Below are 25033 nucleotides of genomic sequence, written 5' to 3' on the forward strand. Positions count from 1 at the left end.
AAAATTTTAACGCCTATTATTTCTTGAGTTTACAATTATTGATTACTTTACCTCAAGAATGTATACAGTATACAATATACCCAAAAAGTTGACCTCCATCATGGTAACCAATATCAGACCCATCCCCATATGCACTTTATTTATTTTATGGCTATTCAGTCCATCATTGTTTGGCCAGGAACAAGTGCCGGTATCAGGGGAAAATGTGTATTTTCCTGATACAAAAAAGATATCCACTTATGCAGAGGTATCAGGGGAGTTACGGCAATGGCATAAGGTGACGCTTACCATTGACGGGCCGAAGGCAAGTCAATTTGGTCAAACCTTACTGGTGGTGGACGAAGACAAATCGCATTTAGATGTGAGGCCAAATGGAGGCCCTCCAGGTAGGCTTAGTTTCATGCATCCCAATCCGTTTTTGGATTACCGCATGACCGTTACCTTCAGGCATGAGACAGGAGAACCTGTTTATGTCGTCCCGGGTTATTTTGCGGCAGACGGCAATGCGGCCGAGACCGGTGCCATATCAGGGGATAAGTGGAGGGCTCACTTATCCCCTGATAAAACCGGAAAATGGGATTGGGAAATATCATTTGTAGCTGGTGTGGATGTTTCCATAAATTCAGCTAAAAAAGGCCTACCCTATGAGCCTTATGATGGCTTGAAGGGCTCATTTGACGTAGGGCCTTCCGACAAGGAGCACCCTGATTTCAGGTCCAGGGGCCGTCTCACCTACGTGGGTCATCACTACCTACAATTTAAAGGCAACGGGGAATACTTCCTTAAGGCGGGGACGGATGCACCTGAAACTTTATTGGCCTATGCGGATTTCGATGGTACAATGACCATGCACGTTCCAGGGAATCGAGGGTGGATTGGGCCAGACGATGGGCACGGGCTTCATGAATATGCGCCGCATCTGAAGGATTGGCAACAGGGAGACCCTACCTGGAGAGGTAACAAAGGCCGTGGTTTAATTGGTGCTTTAAACTATTTGTCACAAGAAGGACTAAATGCTGTTTCCTTTATGACTTATACAGGTGGAGGGGATGGGGAGAATGTGTGGCCTTGGGTTTCCAGAAATGAGAAGTTACACTTTGATGTATCAAAATTAGCCCAATGGGAAATCGTATTCGAGCATGCACAAAAGAAGGGGCTATTCCTTAATTTCAAATTCCAGGAACAGGAGAACGATTCTGGGTGGCCGAATAGGGCTGGATTGAGCCCGAAATCCTGGATACCTGAAGCAATGGATGGAGGTGCTCTGGGAAAAGAGAGGAAGCTTTACACCCGGGAGTTGATCGCACGTTTCGGGCATCATCTGGCTTTGAATTGGAACCTTGGGGAAGAAACCCAGATGAAACCGGAACGTATCCAAGAGTGGTCTTGGTACATCCGGGAATTGGATCCCTATGACCACCATATGGTGATCCACACCCTCGGGTCATCTGTTGGGCATGAAAACACTTACCCTTACCTATTGGGAGATCAATCCGCCATTACTGGTCCTAGTATGCAAACCCAAAGGTACCGGGATGCCCATGCTTTTACCTTGCGGTGGATCAGAGCATCTCAGAAGGCCGGAAAGCCATGGGCGGTATCTTATGACGAACAGGGAAACGGCTGGTGGGGTGTTCCGGCGGATCCCGGCTTTGAGGAATGGGACAAGGAATTAGGCTTTGACGCACTTGATTTTGGCTCTATGGATATAGGCGGAACGGGAGAAATCGCGGATATCCATGGCATCAGGAAGTATGAAATGTGGCCTCATTTTATGGCAGGTGGGTTTGGGATAGAACTGTATTTTGGCTATAAGCCGGTACATAATGATCTTGATGCTGAAGATTTTAGGAGTAGGGCGATGAGTTGGGGTTTTGCCAGAAAAATTTTAGAATTTTTCAGAAATAATAATATTCCATTCTGGGAAATGGAGAATCATAATCCATTAATAGGTAACAAAGAGGATGATAACAGCAAATATTGCTTCGCTAAACCTGGAGAGGTTTATTTGATTTTTTTGCCGGAAGGAGGTTCTACCTCATTGGATCTACGGCAAATTCCAGGAAATTTTGAGATTAGGTGGTACGACCCCAGAAATGGAGGGGGGTTGCAAAAGGGCACTATTGAAAATATCAGTGGAGGTGCTGAAGTAGGGTTGGGGACTGCTCCTTCGCTTTCGGAAGAAGACTGGCTTTTGGTCGTTTCGAAGAAGTAGAATGTTACCCACTCAAGTTTGCAAAAAAAAAACGACTATGAGTATTCACTTTTCTAAAAAGAAAAGATTTTTCTTGTAAGTTTTAGAATAATTTAAGAATTAATCTTATGTGTATTTTCCATTAGGCTAAATTTTCAATTGAAAATTGCTTTTCTTTTAAAAAAAATCTATACATTTACTTTGAAGAGTATATGTATACCGTATACAGAATAGTTTCTGACTTAATTAAATTTAAAATGCATTTGTATGTTGATTAGTAGCTGATTGCCTTAGCGGGGAATTTGAAAAATCAATAAGCTGTTTGGTTCAGCCTTGTACTATTTTCCAGAAAATTACATGGGCTGATTTGTAAGCGACTAGTAAAACCCAATTCTAAATTAGTGATTAGTATATGAAAAAATTCGACACCTCCTAAATAGAAAAAAGCCGACTGGCAAAACCAGCCGGCGAATGGCCTTTTGACTGCAACATTGGGGAATGGAGGGTCAAAAGACCGGCATTTATTGAAAATTATCTTTCCAATAAACCCTTAAAACTATGAAAAATAAATTACTTGGGACAATTTATGGGTTGTCCAGAGTGGTGATTATTGGTTTTTTCTTAAGCATAGGGCCAATATTTATTGCGATGGCCAATGACTCTGGGGAAAAACCAGGCACCATGGAGGACTCCAGGCTTAGCCTGCCCAGCGAAAAGCTCTCGGTGTACCAATTTCTTAGGACTGTACAGAAAGCCACTGTTTATAAGGTGGATTACAAGTCCAACGAAGTTAATCTTACAGAGACACTTACCTTCAAGAGTACGGAAAACTCCTTGGCCCATTATTTACAGGAGGCTTCGGCTCAGACAGGGCTATCCTTCAGAGTGGGCAAGAACAAAATCGATGTGGTCAAAGAAAAAGAAGGCAGAGTCATTCTGGCTTCTAACAAGGAAATGGCTACAGTAACCGGAACGGTAACGGATGCGAATGGGGATCCCATACCAGGTGCAACTGTAATCATAGAGGGAACCAACACGGGAAGCGTCACCGATATTGATGGCAATTTTTCCATAGAGGCCAATGAGGATGATATCCTGGTGATTTCCTTTATTGGATACAAGTCAACAAGAATTACAGTAGGTAACCAAACTAATTTCGAGGTGGTTTTGGAGGAGGATCAGGCATCTTTGGATGAGGTGGTAGTAGTTGGTTTTGGCCGGCAAAAAGCGGGAAACATTACAGGAAGTATCGCCCGTGCCAATGCTGAGGACCTTTCCAAGGTGGCTACCCCCACACTCGCCCAATCCCTGCAGGGACAGGCAGCGGGTGTCTTTATACAAAGTGCAAATGCCCAACCTGGGGAAAACAAAACCAACATCAACATCAGGGGTTTCGGTGCTCCACTTTATATAGTGGACGGGCTCCCGGTAGATGAAACGGTTTTTCAGGAACTGGATCCCAATGATATCGAGGAGTTGAACATCCTTAAGGATGCGGCGGCAGCAGCTGTTTACGGGGCAAGGGCCGGGAACGGGGTAATCCTTGTTCAGACCAAAAGGGGATCAATTTCCAAACCCCAATTTACCCTTAAAAGTGAGGTTGCCGCCCAGTTTGTGCTTCCTACCGCATTACCCGATATTGTTAGTTCCTATGAATGGATGGAGCTCCGGAACATGGTATGGGAAAATGAGGGAAGGCCTATTCAATTCACCCGTGAAATGATTGAGTCGCATCGGCAACATGGGGATGGATCGGAACCGGAGCTTTACCCAAACGTGAACATGTACGAGGAAGTTTTGCGGAAATTCACCCCAATGACCCAAAACAACATGACCGTTCGGGGTGGTTCTGAAAACGTTTCCTACTTTATTTCCGGTGGCTGGCTGCATCAAAGGGGTGTACTTTCCTCGGACGAGATCGAGTTTAACCGATACAACCTGAGGGCAAACAACGATATCCGGCTTACCGACCGCCTTACTCTAAACGTGGATATTTCCCTTACCAATAGGACTTATACTGGTCCAAGAAACCAATTGGAAGGGATCAATTGGGGCCAAGGCCAAGGAATTATGGCAAGGATGAGAAGGTGGAGGCCATTTTTCCCTATTGCGGATCTTCCAAATCCTGACTTCCCAAGAGGAGCCCCCCAGGGTGAGACCATCAATCCCATCAATGCAATGTACAAGGAAAATGTGGGGTACCGGGATTGGGAGAGCCAATATGGTTTTACCCGCTTGAGCTTAGATTATGAATTGCCTTTGGGCTTTACCACCCGGTTTGTGTATAACTATACCCGCAACTCCATGCGGTGGAAGCAATACCAAAAAAGAGGGCCGGAGTACCAGTTTAATGAAAATACGGGAGAGCATTATGTGGTAAGATACGTAAATGCGATTTCCGAGGTAAGGCAAAGGGACGAACTCACAGAAAATGTGAACATGCAGTATTTTCTGGAATACGACAAAGACTTGGGCAACAACCACTCTTTTCACGGCATGTTTGTAACGGAGATCCTTTCCGATCGCTTTGAGATGATGGAAGCCTGGAGACAAAACTACCTTTTTGACTTCGACCAGTTATTTGCAGGACCGGACGAGTTCCAGTTCAACAACAACTTGGCTCGTGAAGGAGGAAGGGTAGGGTATATTACTAGGTTCAACTATAACTATGCGGACAAATTCAATTTTGAGTTTAACAGCAGGCTAGATGGTTCTCCAAGATTTCCGCCCGAGACAAGATGGGGCTTTTTCCCTTCTGTATCCGCTTCCTACATGATCAGTAAAGAACCTTTTATCCAAAATAGCAGTGCCCTTCATTTCCTTAACGCCCTTAAGTTTAGGGGTTCTTACGGAACCTTGGGGTACGATAGGGCAGGGGACTGGCAGTTTTTGTCCACCTATTCTTTTGCAAGGCCCTATATTTCTGTTGGGAATACCGTGCAGAGAGGTATTGTGACAGATGCTTTGGCCAACCCCAACATCACATGGGAAACCATGGAAATGGCCAATATTGGAGTTGATATGACACTTTGGGAAGGGAAGTTGGATGCTGCCATTGATATTTACCAAAGAGACAGGACTAATGTGCTGGGAACCAGGATCAGGGACATTCCCGATGTGGTTGGGGCTATTATGCCACAGGAAAATTACCAGGAATTCAGAAACAGAGGAGTGGAACTGATGCTAAACCACCAAAACCAAATTGGGGGTGTGGCCTTTACCGTAGGTGGCAACATCTCCTTCAACGAGGAATTGGTGAGGCTGACTGACGAGGTGACCTTTACCTCCAAGGAGTCCGAGAGAAGGAATACCCGGATCGGAAGATGGACCAATGCGGTATGGATGTACCCCAGTGATGGGCTATTCCAATCCCAAGAGGAAATCAATACCTGGGCGGATATTGACGGAAGAAACAACGCTACCATTCAGACAGGAGATGTGAGATATCTTGACACCAACGGAGACGGCAAAATAACCCCAGAGGACCGTATCATCGTTGCCAGTGGCAACATGCCTAGGGTTACCTATGGGATCAATACCAACGCAACGTGGAAAGGGTTCAACTTGTTTATGAGTTGGCAGGGAGCAGGGCTTTATGGGTTTAATTTGGCAAATTCTGAGTACAATACACCTTTTGACAGTGACGGTGCCCCCTTACAGCATCACCTTCATGATAGTTACGTTCCCGACACAGGTGGTGAAGGTTGGCGTCCAGCAAATACCAATGCCTTCTGGCCCCGCCTGAGACAAAACCCAACAGGTACCAGCTATTCCAACCAGGTACAGCAATGGTGGATCAATGGCTCCTATCTACGGTTACGTCAGCTCCAGTTGAGCTATAATATTCCAGGGGCAGTACTGACGCCATTTGGCCTGAACCGCATGCGGGTATATGTTTCTGGATACAACCTGTTGACCTTTTCGGCCTTGGATTTTATGGATCCTGAGGCGGATACCAATCCGGAACATTTTTTCGGAAACTACCATCCCCAGATGGGTTCCTATCATTTCGGTATTGATGTTTCTTTCTAAACTCAAGGAAACCATGAAGAAAATTATTTCTATAAACATAATAGCATCCATGTTCATTTTCCAATCCTGCATGGACATCTTTGAAAGAGAACCTTTGGACAAGATCAGTGAAACAGTAGTGTGGACCCAAGAGCCATTGATTGAAGCTTATGTACTGGACCTTTATGCCCGTTTTCCCTTCTTTGCATATCCTGGAATGACATTGACAGATCTCGCAACGGAAAGGTTTACTAATATGAATGCCATCACTATGGGCACCATGACCCAAAATACCGAGATGCTGGGTTATTGGGACTACGTGACCATCAGGGACTGTAATGTTTTTCTGGAAAGAATCAGAGAAGCTCCTATTGATGAACTGGCCAAAGAAAGACTGGAAGGAGAGGTTAGGGCCATACGTGCCGTAATTTATTTTGAAAAGCAGAAGCGGTATGGAGGGGTTCCCTTAGTGGATACGGTACTCGATCCCTTTGAGGACTTAGATCCTGCCTATTTGAGGAGGTCTACCGAAGAGCGCATTGCTGATTTTATCAACGAAGAGCTGGATCTGGCCATTCAAATGTTAGGCGAAAATGTAAGCAGAACTGGTAGGATTAACAAATGGTCTGCATACGCTTATAAATCCAGGGCAAATCTTTGGGCGGCATCAATAGCCAAGTACGGAGCGGTACAGCGTGAAGGGCTTGTTGGGATTCCAGAGGCGAGGGCTAACGAGTTTTTTCAAAAAGCAGCAGATGCTGCCAATGCCGTTATCCAATCCGGAACTTATAACATGTATAATGTGCACGCCGACAGGTCGGAAAATTATCGCTACCTGTTTTTGGATGACAGCAATTCGGAAATTATTTTCGAAAGGCTCTATGATGGGCCAATTATAGGCCACTCCTTCAGTCACAACAATTACCCAACTCGCTTTTCTGCAGGTCAGGGTTCTATTACCAACCCTTTGCTTGAGCTTTTGTATAGCTATGAAAACATAGACGGTACTACGGATCAGCCTGACTTTGGCCCTGCCCACCTGTATGAGGATGGTATAGCTCCCTGGTCAAACAAGGATCCGAGGTTAAGAGCTACAGTGTTCCTTCAGGGTGAGCCCTATGGCGGGGACATGATCAGGACCTACGAGGGGCTGGATCCAAGTCCGGAACCCAATCCCGGTGCAATCATCTCCGATTTCAATGTGCAACACCAAGGAACGCCAACCGTGGGCCCGGATAGTCGGCTTTCCCAACAAAACTTCAGGACCACCTCAGGGTTCTTGCTAAGGAAATACATTATTGATGAGCCTTTGGTGGAAAGGGACATTATGACAACTAGTTGGAAAGCTATCCGCCTGGGCGAAATGTACCTGAATTTGGCCGAAGCTGCCTATGAACTCGGAGACCTGGAGACCGCTGTAGGTGCGCTTAATGTTACAAGGGAAAGGGCAGGAATTAGTCTTTTGGACGCAGGTGACCTTACGCTTGATAGGCTTAGGAACGAACGTAAGGTGGAGCTTGCCTTCGAGGGTTTCAGATATTGGGACTTACGAAGATGGAGAACGGCCAGGCAGGTATTAAATAGGGACGACCCTTTTCGAGGACTAAGAATTATCCTGCATCACGCATCTGGGCAGTTTTACTTCATCCCTTTTGAAGCGGAAACCTTTACCCGGATTTTCAGAGAAGAACATTATTACAACCCATTTCTTCTTTCCCGTCTGGAGAACAATACACACTTGCTACAAAACCCCGGATACTAAAGGTATGTGGAAGTTAAAAAAAAATACAGTCATGAAGAATCAAACATTGAAATACTTGATATATCCATTTAGTCTGGTTCTGTTGATTTGCCTGTCTGCCTGTTATGAGATTATAGATGATTTTGGGCATACAGGAAATATCAGCGGAAGGGTGTTGGATCCTAGTGGTAACATTATTTCTGGTGATGTAACCACGGAAGATATGGTGGTCCTGGCCCTAGGAGAAGGTGAGACGGAACCAATGAGGATTCGCGTTCTTGGAGATGGCACCTATACCAATACCCATATGTATCCACAGGTATATAGGGTCTGGTTATCGGGTGCTGCCGAGGGCTCCCAGGAACATACCGTGGACCTAAGAGGAGGGCCGGTGACCCAAGACATTACTGCCACGCCATTCCTTACCTTGCCACCCCCTGAGGTGGTAGGAAGTCCTACTGCTGAGGAAGTAACTATAAGTTTCACCATTTCCCCTAACAATGGGCATGTTCCTGAAGAACGCAGTGTATACGTAAGTACAGTTTTCTATCCTGGTCAGTCCACTGGCAGTGGCCCTTATTGGACCACAATCCGGAGGACCTTATCCGATAATGAGGGCAACATTACCATTGATGGGCTTCAATCTGGCACCACGTATTATATACGTACTGCTGCCAGAGCCACTGGAACAAACTGGTTTAACCTTAGCGACCAAACAATTGTCACTTTGCCCTAGGGAAGTATAAATTGCACATGAAATGCCCATGAGAAAGAATTCTCACAAAGGGGATGATTATTCTGGGCATTCCCCCGAATCGAGTTCCCCGAAGCAAGTTCGGGGCAGGCAGGGGCAGGCTATGTGACCGTTGAAAAGAAAATAAAAACACATGAAATCGAGCATGACGAGCACGTCACACACTGGGATGATTATCGTTGCGAGATTCCCCCGAAACAAGTTCCCCGAAGCGAGTTCGGGGCAGGCAGGGGCAGGCTATATGACCGCTGAAAAGAAATTATAAACATATGAAATCGAGCATGACGAGCACGTCACACACTGGGATGATTATAGACTGCGAGATTCCATATGGCCTTTAAAAAACAAATTATAATCATATGAAATCGAGCCAGTCTACCGGAGGCAGGCATGACGAGATCGTCACACACAGGGATGCCCCAATTACTATCGGTGTGGCAAAATTCGCCTGAAACATCATAGTGCGGAAATAACTACCTGTCCTGACGGCAGTCAGGTGTGGAAGTATAAGACAATTATAAAGACTTGAAAATTAGTAAAACCCATATCCTGGACCCAAAAAGAGAAAAAGTTTCTTTCTGGGTCCGGGATGTTTCTTTGAAACAATTACCAAAATACAACCCATTATGAAGAATTATCTGATATTGATTATTTGTGTATTTTTAGTGAAACCAACCCTAATAGCCCAGACGGATCCCGAAATCTCAGGTGAACTTAAAAAATGGCACACCGTAACCTTTACCTTTGATGGCCCCGAAGTCAGCGAAACCGATGAGTACAACCCTTTTAGAGGATACAGGTTCAACATGACTTTCAGGCACGAAAATGGGAGGGAAGCATATACCGTTCCGGGATATTTCGCTGCGGATGGCAATGCCGCAGAAACCAGTGCCACGTCAGGAAATAAGTGGAGAGTACATTTTACCGTGCCTCGTACCGGCAAATGGACCTACCTGGCTTCCTTCCGAAAAGGAGACGATATAGCGGTAAGTCTAAGCCCTACCGCTGGTGAACCTCTTGCATTCAATGGTGCCATCGGGGAATTTACCATAGCTGAAACGGATAAAAGTGGACGCGACCATAGAGGAAAAGGCATATTGAGGTATGTGGGGGAACACCATCTTCGCTTTGATAATGGGGAATGGTTTATGAAAGGGGGATCAGATGCCCCTGAAACCTTGTTTGCCTATGCCGACTTTGATGATACTTATTTACAGACCGGTGCCACCTCCCATAGCCATGGTGATATCCTGCTTTGGGGAAGTACCCAACATAAGGACAGAAGGGGATCGGTGGAGATCAAGAAATTCGAGGCACACGTTAGGGACTGGAAAGAAGGTGATCCGGTTTGGAAAGGGGATAAAGGCAAGGGACTTATTGGTGTACTCAACTACCTATCTGAAAAGGGAATGAACGCTTTCTCCTTTATGCCCTTTACGGCAGGTGGGGACGGAAAAAACGTCTGGCCCTGGATCAACCCAATGGAATGGGACCGATATGATGTTTCTAAATTGGCCCAGTGGGAGATCATATTCTCTCATGCAGACCGAATGGGGATGTTTATCCATTTTAAAACCCACGAGACGGAAACCGACCAGATGCTGGACGGCGGGTTTCTGGGCCCAATGAGGAAACTGTATTACCGGGAGCTGGTGGCCAGGTTCGGACACCATCATGCCTTGAATTGGAACTTAGGGGAAGAACATGATTTGGTCCTAGAACTGAATGACCCCCAAATGGAACTGGCAAAAGCAGACGCCAGGTATCTCCATAATATCGACCCTTATGACCACCCCGTTGTTATCCATACTTATCCCAATCTCTATGAGGAAATTTACGGCCCTTTGATGGAATTTGAATTTATGGAAGGTGCCTCGGTGCAGACCAGTAACATGCAGCCATGGGACAACTTTAACCGGGTAAAAATCTGGGTGGACAAATCCGCCAATTCTGGCAGAAAATGGGTGGTCTCCATAGATGAACCAGGAAGTGCTGGATTAGGTGTCTCCACAGATGATTTGGATGACAATTATAACCAGGATGATGCCAGGGCAGTTTACTGGGCCACCATTTCCGCAAAGGGGGCGGGCATTGAATGGTATTTTGGCTATAGTGAGGAGCACAATGACCTGCATGCGGAAGATTGGCGCAGCAGGGACAAAATGTGGGATTATACCCGGTATGCCATGGAATTCTACAAAAACCATAATATTCCCTTTTGGGAGATGTCCAATGCCAATAACCTCACCCGAAGTGAAAAAGACTTCGTGTTTGCGAAGCCGGGAGAGGTATATGTGATTTATTTGCCTAGAGGTGGGGCAGCGTCCTTAAACCTTGAAAACCACGAGGGCACTTTCGATGTGGATTGGTATAACCCCAGAAAAGGAGGGGAACTCCAAAAAGGAAGACCCATGGAGGTGAAGCAAACCTATTCCAGAGAACCTGAAAGCGTGGTAAAAGCGGTACCAAACGTAAAAGACCCAGTAGTACGAGGCGGCCGGGTTAGCCATGTTACCGGTGGTGGAAGGGTGAATTTGGGGATTCCTCCCGTAGAAGTGGAAGAAAGGGACGACTGGGTAATTCTTGTCCGTAAAAGAAAGTGAAATTTGGGTTTTAAAATGAAAAATCCCTGCCTGGTTCTAGGTGGGGATTTTTTTGGAATCTTATTGAAATTGAGCCTAAATTCTCCAATAAATGGTAAATTCAGGGCTCCAAATTATCCCAATTGAAAAGTAACTTATAAAAGGAATATGCTTTTTGCCCCGTTTTAAATAGTTAAAATTAATTTCTGTCAACGTCAATTACCGACATAATACATTAACCAATACATTAGTTACCAGTTTGTTAAGTAGAGTTTTATGAAGAGTATAGCATTATCTTGTTTCGGTCTTTTTTTCGTTTCCTTTTTTATTATCGCTCCTGATGCTGGTAGGTATGGAATAGGTATTCAGCGTCATTCCATGATAGAAAACCAATCCCATAAGAATAAACTCACTGCATATGTGGACACCACTGTAGTGGAATTAAAAACTGATGGAATTGAACTTAGTTATTCCATGACTGAGATACATGCCAAGGCTGGTGATATTTTGCTTATCCAATATATCAATGAAAGTGACATGAGTCATAACATCGTCTTGGTAAGAGAAGAGGAAGACATACGTCCGGTTGGCGTTGCAGCCCTACAGGCAATTGCTAATGATTGGATCCCCGAAAATGAAATGGACCGTATTATCGCCTACAGTGGGTTGGCTTATCCTGGCGATACCGTGGAATTTGCTTTCAAAGTGCCGCCCCCAGGTACCTATCCCTACATTTGCACCTACTCAGCTCACTGGACTCAAATGCAGGGACGGTTAATTTCAACAGAGTAATATCTTTATTATTCCCAATCTTATAATACCAAGAAAGAGTAATCATAGTATAGAATAAAGGAGATTACCGCAAGACATATGGCAAATTTATCAAAACGACTTTTGTATTGTTCACTTATCGTTTTTATAGCAAACGTAGGTTTGTATGTTCCTCTACAGGCCCAATTTCAACCCTCAGACAATATGAATCCAATGGATCACGGGCCGTTTGTCACCACTACAATTGCCCATGACCCCTATACATCGAGCAGCATTTTTGTGAATAAAGGGATCGCTGTCAAGGTAGGAACCGATCCGCAAGCAGTAATAACTTTTGATACGGATTTATTGCGTGTGGCAAGTGCCTGGACGGGTGGATTTCTTCATTGGTACTTAGAAAGAGATGGACTTGAACATTGGCCCAGCCCAGATGGATTTATTCATTTCGAGACCAGTCGAACTCCAGGATGGTCTCTAGATGGAGGATTTAAGGACCCAAGGAATTGGCCGTATGGGCCAGTACCTAAAGAACTGGGTCGCTATAAGGGGCTCTTTGTACATGGAGAAAATGTGCTTTTTTCTTATTCGATTGGAAAAAGTGATATTCTCGAGTTGCCAGGTTTTGAACAGGTAGAGAACCATCCGGTTTTTACCCGCACGTTTAATTTGAGCCCTACGGAAGAAACCTTGTCATTGAGGGTACTGCAGGTACCGGAAAATGCTGAAATCGAAAACATGTCAATATCCAATTCAAAAAGGTTTTTAACCATTCAGGTTGGGAACAGCACCCGTACCGTGGGGTTACATGGAGATTTTGTTACAGAAGTAAAATGGAGGATCCAAAACGGCCATCTTGCATTGGATCTTCCAGAAATTGAAAAACCCCTTGGCTTTAAACTTTCCATTGGTCCCATTTTGTACGGCAAAGAATCAAGTTATATGGGTTCCTACCTGGATCAGGCCAATTCTGTTCTCGATTTATCTGAATTAAAAAATCCAGGGCCAAACCAATGGGAAACGCTGCAAACGGAAGCGGTGATGGGAGATGATGAAGGTGTGTTTGCAGTTGATGAGCTCTCCATTCCATCCGAAAACCCCTGGAAATCCTTTATTCGTTTGATGGACATAGATTTTCTATCTGATGGACGTGCTGTGGTGGTTTCACTGAGTGGAGATGTATGGTTGGTAAATGGCATAAAGGAGAGTTTAGAATCCCTGAAATGGCAACGATTTGCCACTGGTTTATTTCAGCCCAGCGGAGTAAAGGTAGTTGAGGACCAAGTGTATGTAATGGGTCGTGATCAAATTACGAGGCTACATGATGTAAACAAGGATGGTTTTGCAGATTTCTATGAGAATTTTAATAATGAAATCATGGCATCCACCAATTTTCATGCTTTCACTTTAAACTTGGAAACGGACACTCATGGAAATTTTTATTTTGCAAAATCTACTCCATGGCCACCCTTTCACAGAGGTCAGGGCCCCTCTAAGGACGCAGAGATAATCCCACATCACGGAGTACTTTTCAAGCTATCGCCAGACGGTGAGCAACTTGAAATTATCGCCAGTGGCCTGCGTAATCCCAATGGAATGGATATCAGTCCAGATGGTGAGATCATTTATGCGGACAATGAAGGAAACTGGGTGCCTACCAGTAAGGTACATAGAATTAAGCAGGGAGGATTTCATGGATTTATTCCAGCAGCACATCAGCCCGGCATGCCGGATTCCTTTGAGCCCCCGATTGTTTGGACACCGCATTATATGGATAATTCTCCCGCCAAACCAATGTTTGTCACTAGTGATCAATGGCCAGAGGAGCTCCAAGACAATTTATTACTAGCATCCTACGGTCGGGCAAGCCTTTCCGTGATTCTGAAGGAGGAGGTGGATGGGGTATGGCAGGGTGCCCATGTGGGCTTACCGCTTTTATTCAAGTCTGGTTTAGAACGGGGTCGGTTTCACAGGGATGGACATCTCTATTTGGTCGGGATGACGAGTTGGCAATCCATTGGGGAAAATTGGGGCTCTTTTCATCGCGTTAGGTATAACGGACGACCCTTGGATATACCGATAGCCGTAAATACAAAAGCCGGGGGACTTGAAATAAGGTTTTCGCAAGAATTGGATTCCGAAGCGGCGACAAAAATCGAAAACTACCAATTACAAAAATGGACTTATCCATGGACAAGCCAATATGGGACAAGGGGAAAAGTATATTCCTTGGACAACCCCGGAGCAACCAAGCCGGACCCGATACAGGTGGAATCCCTTCGTTTATCGGATGACCGGAAATCAATATTTCTTGAAATCCCGGATTTAAAACCTGGTTTGGTAAACACTTCTCTTGGTACAATTAAAGAATTACCGGATATGATTGAAGCCTCATTAGGATTGGTAATTTCCATAAGTTATCAGATTTCTACGACAAATGGGAAAGAGTTAAGTCACATGATGCACAAAACCATTCACCGGGTTCCTTCTGAAGAGTTTACCAGGTAGGTAAAAGATCCTCTTGATTCTATACTGCAATCTAGGACGCGCTTGAAATCGAGCCTGCCTGGACGGCAGTCAGGCATGACGCGAGCTACACACAGGGTTTTAAAAATTGGCATTTGCATAAAGGAAATGACATTGGGTTTCTTGCAGCACTACCCTGGGTTTTTACAGGGGGCGGCAATTCTCGCAGGGTAAAAAATATTTGTCATTGCCAGTATCAAAAATTAGTACTTAATCCAAAAATTATTAATTCTTAAGGCTTATGACAATAGCAGGTTTTTTTCGGATTTCAGCCAACTCTATGCAATTAGTGGTAAATTCAGGGTTCAACTAAAACTCCCTTTCAAAATGACCTTAAAGTTATCCTGTATTGTATTTCTTTTTAGTATCATTTTGCCCACTTTTGGGCAACAGGTGCGGCTACTTTATGATGGAAATTCCCCACAGGCCAGCTATGCCGCCGAAAAGTTAACCCATTACCTGGAGTCCCAAAAGGTCACCGTGAGAACCTCGGGAACCAATTACGATTTCTTGATAAACCTAGACTTGGACCAGTCCAACTTGGACCCTGAGAGTTTTAGGCTATATCCAGAAGGCAAGGTGGTTAATGTTTTGGGTGGGGATCATAGAGGGATGATCTATGGTACTTTTTCCCTAATGGATCAATTGAAGAAGGGGATAAGCTTGGGACAGGTGGAAGCGATTTCGGAATCCCCTCACTTCCCGCTTAGGGCAATCAAACACAATACCCCCTGGTACAGCTATAGACCTAGCTCCGCCTTGGACCAGCACATGGAAACCACCAAGGACATCCGCTATTGGGAGGCCTTTTTGGATATGATGGTGGAATACCGCTTCAATTCCTTTTCCTTATGGAACCTGCATCCTTTTGCGTACATGATCAAACCCAAGAACTTTCCCGAAGCATCTCCCTTTGGTGAAGCCGAAATGGAGGAATGGATAGACCTTCATCAGGAAATTTTTAAAATGGCCCATGAAAGGGCCTTGGACACCTATCTGATACCTTTCAATATATTCGTCAGTGAGGAATTTGCCAAAGCCCATGGGGTTGCAGAAGGAAACTATTATCCCCATTACTATGTGGACGGGGATACCTCCGCGATTGTAAAACGGTACACCAGGGAAAGCATCACCCAGGTACTGAACGAATATCCCACCCTTACCGGTCTGGGTTTTACCCTCGGCGAAGGTATGGCGGGAATGACCCCTGACCAAAGGGAAAAATGGATGAACGAAACCTATATTGCCGGAATGAGGGACGCAGGAAGGCCCCTGAAGCTGGTGCACCGGATCCCTTTCAGCAGTACCACAGAATCCCTGGGAGCAACAAGTGTGGAACTAGAGCAGTTGACCCGCCAATCCATTGAGGAGGAGGGAGAGCTGGATTTTATTGAAGGGCCCATATGGGCAGACCTCAAATACAACTGGTCCCATGCCCATTCCACCCCGAAGCTAGTAAAAGTTCATGGAGGGGAGATGTTCGATACTTTTTATAATCCTCTTCCCGAAAACTACAAGATCACCTATACGGCCAGAAACGAGGATTTCTTTGCACTTCGCTGGGGTGTGCCGGATTTTGTAAGAGCCCACGTCAGGGAGAACAGCAAGGAATATGTGGGTGGGTATTTTATTGGTTCGGAGTCCTATATTCCTGCCAAGGACTATTTTACCGCCCTCGAGGGCAAAAAAAGCTGGGAGTTTGCCTTTGAACGTCAATGGCTTTTTTACAAACTTTGGGGAAGGCTGTTGTACAACCCGGACACCCCGGAGGAGGTTTTTGAGGAGGACTTCCAATTCAGGTATGGTGAAAAAGGGAAAGGCCTTCTGGAAGCATTTGCCAAGGCATCGGCCACCCAATTAAGACTCAATTCCTTATATGACACCCGCTGGGATTTTACATTGTATGGGGAGGGGTTTTTGGCACTTATTGGAGATGAGACCAGGTATATCAGTGTGGAAGACATGATCCATCATCCCCCCTTGGCGCCGGATTATGTAGGGATAAAATCATTTGTGGAAAAAATAGCGAAAGGGGAAAATTTCGGCGAGGATACTATGACCCCAGACCGGTTAGCGGATATCCTAGAGGAGGATGCACTTGCAGCTTTGGAATTGGTGGTCCAGGTGGATCCAGAGGAGGATTTGGCGCTCTTTTATGAATGGGAGGATGTGAAGATTTGGGCTAACTTGGGCTTGCACCTGGCGGAGAAGATCAGGGGAGGTATAGCCTTGTCTCGCTTTCGCAATGGCCTGGATAGAGAGAGCCAGGATTTGGCCATTCAGCATCTGGAAAAAGCATTGTCCCATTGGGACACTGTGGTGGAGATCAGCAGGCCTATCTATAAGGATATGCACCTTACTCATTACAATGCCGGAAGCCACGACCGGAATGATGACAATCTATTTCATTGGGCTTTGATAAGGGATGAGGTCGCCCAGGATATCGAGATAGCAAAGGAAAGTAAATTAGGGGAACATTAAATCCCCTTTATTTGCTAACTACATGACTCGGGTCAACTTACATTTCTTTACCCTAATCTACGGAGATTATCCCTTGGAACCTGTGCTTTATGCCCGCATTGTGCATTTGGCGGATTACAAATCCGCATTATCTGCTCAAGAAATTTTAGGGGATAAAATATTGATTTGCAAGTTTTTTTCAAAAACTTTGTTCAGGTCAACCACAAAATAGCTATGGATATAAAATTTTACGCCCCATTGTGGGGAAACACACTACCTTTTGAGTCCTTCTGCGAACGAGTGAAGACGGCGGGATATGACGGGGTGGAAATGGAACTGCCTTTCGAGGAGGAAGAAAAGGAAAACATCCTGACTCAGCTTAGCCATTATGGCTTGGAATTGATCGGCCAATACTACCAGTCCTTTGAGCCAGAGATAGAGGCCAACGCAGAAAGCTATGAACGCTACCTGAACCATTTGGCAGAAGCCGATCCAGTACTGATCAACTGCCAGACAGGAAAGGACTATTTCACCCTTGAGGAGAATAAAAAGCTTTTTCTGATCGCTGAGCGGATAAAAGAAGGTACTGGCGTACCCATTACCCATGAAACCCACAGGGGCAAGTGCCTGTATTCCGTACCCGTAGCAAAGCAATACCTTGAATCATTGCCAGACATCCGCCTTTGCCTAGACATTTCCCATTGGTGCAATGTGCATGAGTCACTGCTGGAGGATCAGGAGCCTGGAGTTCGACTGGCATTGGAGAGGACAGACCATATCCACAGCAGGGTAGGGCACCCGGAGGGTCCCCAGGTAAATGATCCCCGTGCACCGGAATGGGGTAAAGCCCTTAAGGCTCATCTGAATTGGTGGGACCAGGTAGTGGGATACCACAGGGAAACGGGAACTACCTTGAGGGTGACCACAGAGTTCGGCCCTTTTCCTTATATGCCCACCTTGCCTTACACTACCATGCCTTTGGCCAATCAATGGGACATTAATGTGTCTATGATGGAATTGCTTAAGGAGAGATACTTTTAGATAATGGAAAATGGAGAATGGAGAATCGACCTTTTGGGGTTGACCTTGAGGTTTTTATCGGTTAAAAAAATGTCAAAAAGTAATTTAAAAACAGTATGTTAATTTTGCATATCATAATAGAAATCGTTTTCTATTAAAAATAATGTAAATATTCGAAAATAATTTTAAAAAGTTTTTAAAATATAGATTCCCGTATTAGCTTTGTAATATCAGAAAAGGAAAAAGCTCCCTTTCTATCACAATGTAGGGTGATGAAATTGGCAGACATGCCCTCCGGTCTCGGGGGTGGGGATAAAAGGATAAAGCAAATATCGAGCTCGTGTTTCGCCTAACTACTCCGTGGAGGTTCGAGTCCTTCTCCTACAGCAGGTTATTTTGGGTTTATTGTTAATTGACTAAGCTATGAAACTTTGTTTCATGGCTTTTTTTATGCCCAAAGATGAAGGCCAACCCACACAAACCCTGGCCACTTTTCAGTTTATACTTTTTTGCAAAATAAAAATATTCCTTTTAGTCCTACCCTTATGCCAAAATTTATAAGGGCGGATTGGAAAACGTTGAAATTTTGGATACTTTGATGGTTTCATTGTATATCTACCCAATAAGGACCATGCAGAAAAACATACACATTCCAAAACACCCTTACATTCGAATTAGAACCTTTATTTCCTTTATAGCTCTTTTTACACTTATGGGCTTTTCCCAGCCCGAGGGTAGGGTTTTGACCCAGGATCCCATACAGCATGAGGTGAGGTTGGAGCGGCAGGTTGCCATACCCATGCGGGATGGCACCGTTCTGTATGCAGATATCTACAGGCCTGCGAAAGAAGGAAAGTACCCTGTAATTGTCACCCGTTCCCCGTATGGATTGCAACGGGAAGGGGTGCACCATGAACGCATGATCAAGTTTGCCCAAAGAGGCTATGTAGGCATCGTACAGGATGTAAGGGGTAGGTATGAAAGCGAAGGTAAATGGGAGCCCTTCCGGGATGAAGCCGAAGACGGCTACGACACCATTGAATGGATAGCGGAGCAGGAGTTCTGTGATGGGAAAATCGCCATGCAGGGTGGGTCCTACTTGGGCCACAACCAGTGGGCGGCTGCCAGTCAAAGCCCCCCAAGCTTGGATGCCATATTTCCCTCCGTGGCCTCCACCAACCTCTATGCCAACTGGATCAGCATGGGGGGTGCCTTCAGGTTGAGCTTTAATTACGGTTGGGGCGTGGTACGCATGCCCAATCGGATCATGCTGCCACAGACCTGGCACACCGCAGCCTTTACCCCTGAGGAGTTGAAATACGAAAATATTCTTATGCATTTGCCGCTGAAGGACGGTGACCTCAAAAGTGCCGGGTATGCGGTACAGCACTACAGGGATTGGCTCACCCATGAAAGCTTCGACGAGTATTGGAAGGAGATCAGTGACGAGGAGAGGTTTGACAAGGTGATGGTGCCTGCCTATAATACCGGGGGGTGGTTTGATATTTTCATCATGGGCACGCTAAACGGCTACACGGGCATGAAAAAAAACGGAGGTACTGAAGCGGCCAGAAGAGGAACAAAACTTCTCGTGGGCCCTTGGGGCCACGGGCCTTCCACGGGTTTTGGGGACATGCAGTTTGGGGAACATGCCTTTGTTGACCTTTATGAAGAGGAGCTTAGGTACTATGATTTTCACCTGAAAGGCATCCAAAATGGGTTGGATAAGGAAAAGCCTGTGAAGATTTTCTATATGGGGGAAAACCAATGGAGGGAGGAAGATGACTGGCCTTTACCTGGTACGGAATATAAAAATATGTATCTAAGCGCAGAGGGACCGGCAAATTCCCTGAGAGGAGGAGGAAAGTTAAGTTTTGAGCAACCTTCCACCGCCAGGGAGGACACCTATCGCTACGATCCGGACAATCCTGTGATTACGCACGGCGGTAATAATTGCTGTGGTACGCCCACCCTTTCAGGCCCCAGAGACCAACGAGTGCTGGAAAGAAGAAATGACGTCTTGGTATATACCAGTGATTTCTTGACCGAGCCGCTTACGGTGGCTGGCCCCATAAAGATGACCTTACATGCGGCTACAGATGGGCCTGACACGGATTGGATGATCAAACTGGTGGATGTGTATCCAGATGGGAAAGCCATTCCTGTTTCAGAGGGGATACTAAGGGCAAAGTTCAGGGATGGACTGGATAAGATAAATTTGCTCACCCCCAACGAGGTGTATGAATTTGAAATTGAGATGACCGGAACGGCCAATGTCTTTCAGCCCGGGCACCGAATTCGGGTGGATATCACTTCCAGTAATTTTCCGCAGTTTGACAGAAACCTAAATACGGGAAAACCCTTGGGGTCAGATGATGAGGTGAGGGTGGCAAAGCAGACCATATACCATGGGGGAGAAAGATCCAGCCATATTACCTTGCCGGTGGTGAGGGGGTTTTAGGATGCAAGTGACACTTATAGGTATTCCCCCAATCCCGATAGCTATTGTCGCTATCAGCGGCAGGAAAACATAAAATATGAGGACTTCCGCCCAGAAGGGGCGGGCCGATTTCTGTGCGTAGAAATGTGCAGGAGTGGCAATTACAAATTGCCTAATTATGCCCTTTGCTTCGGACATTGGGCAGATGATGGAAGGGTGTAGTGGCATACTACACCCAGTCAAAGACCATACACCATGGCGGAAATTGACCCAGCCATATTGTATTGCCAGTGGTGAGGGGATTTTAACTCAACTTAAAACACAATTCTTTATGAGAGCAGCTATTGAAAAAAGGTATTTTAGCCATTGGTTCCACTTGAACATACTCTTTTTGGGGCTTTTAATGGCTTGTCATCCTGATCCTGACGACTTTGGAGAAACTGAGATCCTGCCTTGGTATGATGGGAAAAAATTGGCTATTTCCATCACCTATGATGACGGGACGGTAAATCAGTTTCAGAAAGCGCTGCCCATAATGAACGAATTGGGGATGCCGGGTACCTTTTACATCAATACGGGTGAGATCCCCGGATCCCAATACCAGGCGAAGTTTATCGGTAGGGAGTTGAAGGAGATTGTGGAGGAAAGTGCCTCAGTTGCCACGGACAGGGAAAACTTGTTCGAACGTGCCTCTGCGATTCGGATGATCGACATGTCTGGGGCCGTGGAAATGCACAACCAGGCTGGGGCATTATTTGAGCAGGGCAAGGAAGAAGAGGCCATAGCCGTAGTGGAAAAGGCGCTAGTTCAGGCAAGGGGCTTAAATCAGGTAAGGGAAAGGGCCCCCAGGGTGCTGGAGGGGCCAAGGACGGATTGGGATGCTATCAGGGAATTTGCCAGTCAGGGTCACGAGTTCGGGGTACATACCATTTCTCATCCTCGATTGGCCGTAATGGATGAGGACAACCTCCTTTATGAGCTGCTGAATTGTCGGGAGGACATCCTTAACCAACTTGGCCCGGAACACACCTTTTCCGCAGAATGCCCCTTTGGCACAGAGGATGAGAGGGTAATGGAATATGCACTGGCGCACTTTGAGGGATTAAGGAACATAATGCCCATGGATAGTTTACACGAGGTAAATCGCTGGGGGCACTATGATCCCGATTATGAATTGACCCCATACGTACAATGGCAAAGAGGGCCTTTAGGGGACACTACCCTTCTTCAAAAAAAAGCCTGGGTGGACAGGGCATTGGATGCCAAACACCACCCCTGGCTGGTATTGGTATATCATGGCATTGACGGAATTGGCTGGGAGCCGCAGTCCAGTGATAGCGTAAGGGCTTACTTCGAATATATTCATGGCAAGGGTGACCAAATTTGGGTAGGGACCTTCAAAGAAGTCACCCAGTACCTCAAGCAAAGGATGGCTGCTTCTGTGGACATCCAACCTGAAAAGGACCAAATTACCATTTATTTGACACATAACCTGGGAGAAAGGTTTGACCATCCAATGACCCTCCGCACCCAGGTGCCGGGAAATTGGGATGAATTCAGGGTCTTACAAGGTGGCAAGGAGATTTCCTACAATATGGCGGAATCCGGTGCCACAGGGCAATGGGTTCACTATAATGTGCTTCCCAATTCCGAAGAAATCGTGTTGGAGCAGGTACGGTAGTTCACTTGCTTGACGTAGTTTGCCAACCCTGCCCCCAAGGCACCTAATCATCAGGTTAGCGGTATGCAAATCACACTCATCAGTTCCTGAAATCACTTCGAAAATCAAACGACCTCCCGTGCAACAAACATGATTTCTCTAAATCCCCCTCCTGTTTTAGGAGGGGAAAAAGGGGGTGGTCAAAACAAGGTGGGGAGCGTCAATCAACGTTTCGGAGCCAACTATTTTTCACTCACCCTTTGTCGAAAACAAGGTAAGTGTAGCCAAAATATATTCCTCCCAGCTTAGGTGCTCCGTGGAGTTGAACCACTACGTGGTTTCGGGGATGGGGGGTATTCTATTCCCCGGGCTTCGCACGGGGTTTTTGTTATTGGTCCCCTAGCTAAACTTACAGGAATAGGGAAGGGAAGCCAGATCTACCAACAACAGTCCTTATTTATTTTTCATCCCAGAAACTTATCTAATTTTTAACTAATGAAACCTGAAACAAAAGAAAAATTTAAATTCATAAAATAGCCTAAAAATATGCCAAAAAATAGTTTTTAAATAAAATAAAAACGGTTTAAATCAAGTAAAAATAATTAAAATTAAAAATTTACTAATTTTAATTTGGATAGTAATTTTTTTTTTTTTTTAACTTTAATTAAATAAACGTTTAACTTTAAATCATATACTTATGAAAAAGTTCTTTAAAAAGCCGATCCTTTTAATAGGATCTTTGGCTGCAGTTATTGGATTGGGATATTATCCGAACAATAATCAAGAAGTGAATGCTCAAAATACAGTTAAGTACTGTCAATGGACTGGAAGTGTTCCTTGCGATGAACCAATGGTTGACAAAAATTGTGTTTGTGATGATCAATGTTAATCTAATGAGGGTAAAGACAGGTGTAAAAACTTGTATTTACCCTTATTTTAAAATCAATAAAAATGAAATTTTACCCTATTCTTGTTATTTTTTTTGCAATTAATTGTAGTAATCCGATAGAAAAGCAAAATATTAAATTTAATATTCACCAACATACCATAAAGTTAGAGGAACCGACCCCGGCCAACCCATGGTATGTTCAGTATATCGAATCGGATTCAGGAGATAACATACTGTTATTCAATCACTTCAAAGATAAGTTTCAATTTTTGGATTTTAACTCAGGCAAAACTATTCTACAAATCCCAATACAACGAGAAGGTGATCATGGAATCCCCGGTTTTAAATTAGGAACTGCGTTAAGCCATGACTCTATATGGTTTACATCAAGCCCCCCAGGAATAGGTCTTATGAATTTCAAAGGTGAGGTATTAAAGCAAAAAAAGATAACAGACGACTTAATCCCATTGACTTCCATTAGCTCTGCTTATGACAGAAGCCTTTATCAATTTGGGCATAAGATATTCGGGCCCCAACCATTATTTATGGATCACCATAAGATGAATAATAATGATATTAAAAATCAAAGACTGATTTTCAGCTATGATATTTTAAATGGAAAAGTCACTTGGTATAATGTTTTTTATAGAGACAATTATTGGACTGAAGGGAAAAAGCCATCAGGCTTTTCTTGGACTGCACGGAATGATAAGTTGTATATTTCTCCATATTATGACCATGAAATACAGGTTTTTGACTTGAAATCAAAAAAGGTCATTGATAAAATGGATGTCATTTCTAACTCAGTGAAGAAATTTAACTATGTAAATCAAATCCCTGCTCCTGGAGAGGCATTAAAAAATAGATTTTCTAGCGATCGATATGGTGCCTTGCTTTATGATAAATATAGGGATATTTTTTATCGGTTGATCTGGCCTTCCTTTAATCTAGATGATTTGGATGAAGATTATAATCATGAAGACCTTGAGCTCTCCCGGCCTTATTTGGGGGTTATGGTTTTGGATAAAGAAATGAATTTTCTGGGAGAGCATCGGTTTGCTCGTTTTCAAATATTTGCTTCATGGAATCATTTTGTAGGAAAAAAAGGACTTTATCTATCCACAAATAACGTTTACAATCCTGAGTATAACGAGGACGAGTTAAGATACCTAATATTCACACCAGAACTAGAAAGTGATTAGGGAAATGGCAAAATGGGCAATAACAATTATAAGCATATCAATGTTATTTTTTCATTCTTGTGGAGATAAGGAGTCTTTACATGATACCTTAGCGATTCCAAAAGATAAATACAATGAAATACTATTGATTATAGATTCAGGGTGTTCTTCCTGTAAGAATAAGTTCTATGAATTTGTGGAAAGGGAATGGCCAAAGGACAAGGCTTTGATTATCAGGGGGCGGATTAGTCAAGGTACAAAGTATAACTATGAAAAAATGTTAATGGAGGAGTTTGTTATTTTAGATCCAGAAGACAGAGCTTATTCAAGCGGGATTATTGGAAAGAACACCGAGCTAGCGTTACTGAAAAATAATAAACTTCATATCTACACTTACTTAGAATTTAAAGAGTTAATTGAAGAACTCAAAAAACCTTAACCGATTAAATGAATACAGTCCTATTTGCGAGTTTGGATTCAGAAAGCCACCTTAATGCCTCTTTAAAATTGGCTAATTCTTTACGTAGGCGAGGCTTTTTTATTGCATACCTTGCTAAACCCCGCAGTAAGGGAAAAATAAGGCAAAATGGATTTGAATTCCATCCCCGATTAGAAGATTTTCAAAATGAAGATCTTTCACTAAAGTTAAATGAACAAAAATCTTTAATAAAGTTGGTTGATAAAAATTATAACACAAAAAATTTTTTCAATCCTGCCATAAAACGGTTTAATCCTGTATTAATACTTGTGGACGCCTCACTTATCTATTATTCAACGCATCTGATAAATGGCTCAACCCCTTTCATC

At 44.4% G+C, this 25033-nt stretch carries 14 protein-coding genes; all 14 read left to right on the top strand.

What is annotated here, in order from left to right:
- Window positions 1–58: 58 nt before the first annotated feature.
- Window positions 59–2215: a DUF5060 domain-containing protein gene (locus tag DB520_RS16850; RefSeq protein ID WP_114750946.1), complete on the top strand. Its 2157-nt coding sequence runs from the start codon at window positions 59–61 to the stop codon at window positions 2213–2215.
- 537 nt (window positions 2216–2752) lie between these two features.
- Window positions 2753–6226: a SusC/RagA family TonB-linked outer membrane protein gene (locus DB520_RS16855; protein ID WP_114750947.1), complete on the top strand. Its 3474-nt coding sequence runs from the start codon at window positions 2753–2755 to the stop codon at window positions 6224–6226.
- A gap of 13 nt (window positions 6227–6239) precedes the next feature.
- Window positions 6240–7967, top strand: a complete 1728-nt coding sequence (locus DB520_RS16860; protein ID WP_198675374.1) for a RagB/SusD family nutrient uptake outer membrane protein — start codon at window positions 6240–6242, stop codon at window positions 7965–7967.
- Window positions 7968–7998: 31 nt separating this feature from the next.
- Window positions 7999–8682: a DUF3823 domain-containing protein gene (locus DB520_RS16865; protein WP_157972130.1), complete on the top strand. Its 684-nt coding sequence runs from the start codon at window positions 7999–8001 to the stop codon at window positions 8680–8682.
- Window positions 8683–9326: 644 nt separating this feature from the next.
- Entirely contained in the window at window positions 9327–11303 is a 1977-nt protein-coding gene (locus DB520_RS16870; protein WP_114750950.1) for a DUF5060 domain-containing protein, read from the top strand.
- A 255-nt stretch (window positions 11304–11558) separates the two neighbouring features.
- Window positions 11559–12074, top strand: a complete 516-nt coding sequence (locus tag DB520_RS16875) for a plastocyanin/azurin family copper-binding protein (RefSeq protein WP_114750951.1) — start codon at window positions 11559–11561, stop codon at window positions 12072–12074.
- Window positions 12075–12152: 78 nt separating this feature from the next.
- Window positions 12153–14558: a DUF6797 domain-containing protein gene (locus DB520_RS16880; protein ID WP_157972131.1), complete on the top strand. Its 2406-nt coding sequence runs from the start codon at window positions 12153–12155 to the stop codon at window positions 14556–14558.
- Window positions 14559–14903: 345 nt separating this feature from the next.
- On the top strand, window positions 14904–17057 hold the full coding sequence (locus DB520_RS16885; RefSeq protein ID WP_114750953.1) for a glycoside hydrolase family 20 zincin-like fold domain-containing protein: 2154 nt from the start codon (window positions 14904–14906) through the stop codon (window positions 17055–17057).
- Between the two features lie 213 nt (window positions 17058–17270).
- Window positions 17271–18077, top strand: coding sequence for a sugar phosphate isomerase/epimerase family protein (locus DB520_RS16895; protein WP_114750955.1), 807 nt, complete (start codon window positions 17271–17273; stop codon window positions 18075–18077).
- A 610-nt stretch (window positions 18078–18687) separates the two neighbouring features.
- Window positions 18688–20517, top strand: a complete 1830-nt coding sequence (locus tag DB520_RS16900; RefSeq protein WP_114751146.1) for a CocE/NonD family hydrolase — start codon at window positions 18688–18690, stop codon at window positions 20515–20517.
- A 310-nt stretch (window positions 20518–20827) separates the two neighbouring features.
- Window positions 20828–22177 (top strand): polysaccharide deacetylase family protein, encoded by a 1350-nt coding sequence (locus tag DB520_RS16905; protein ID WP_114751147.1) that lies wholly within the window; start codon window positions 20828–20830, stop codon window positions 22175–22177.
- 676 nt (window positions 22178–22853) lie between these two features.
- Window positions 22854–23045, top strand: coding sequence for a hypothetical protein (locus tag DB520_RS16910; RefSeq protein WP_114750956.1), 192 nt, complete (start codon window positions 22854–22856; stop codon window positions 23043–23045).
- A 62-nt stretch (window positions 23046–23107) separates the two neighbouring features.
- Window positions 23108–24247 (top strand): DUF4221 family protein, encoded by a 1140-nt coding sequence (locus DB520_RS16915; RefSeq protein WP_114750957.1) that lies wholly within the window; start codon window positions 23108–23110, stop codon window positions 24245–24247.
- 4 nt (window positions 24248–24251) lie between these two features.
- On the top strand, window positions 24252–24665 hold the full coding sequence (locus tag DB520_RS16920) for a hypothetical protein (RefSeq protein WP_157972132.1): 414 nt from the start codon (window positions 24252–24254) through the stop codon (window positions 24663–24665).
- Window positions 24666–25033: the final 368 nt, after the last annotated feature.

Source organism: Pleomorphovibrio marinus (genome assembly GCF_003347495.1).
GTDB lineage: Bacteria > Bacteroidota > Bacteroidia > Cytophagales > Cyclobacteriaceae > Pleomorphovibrio > Pleomorphovibrio marinus.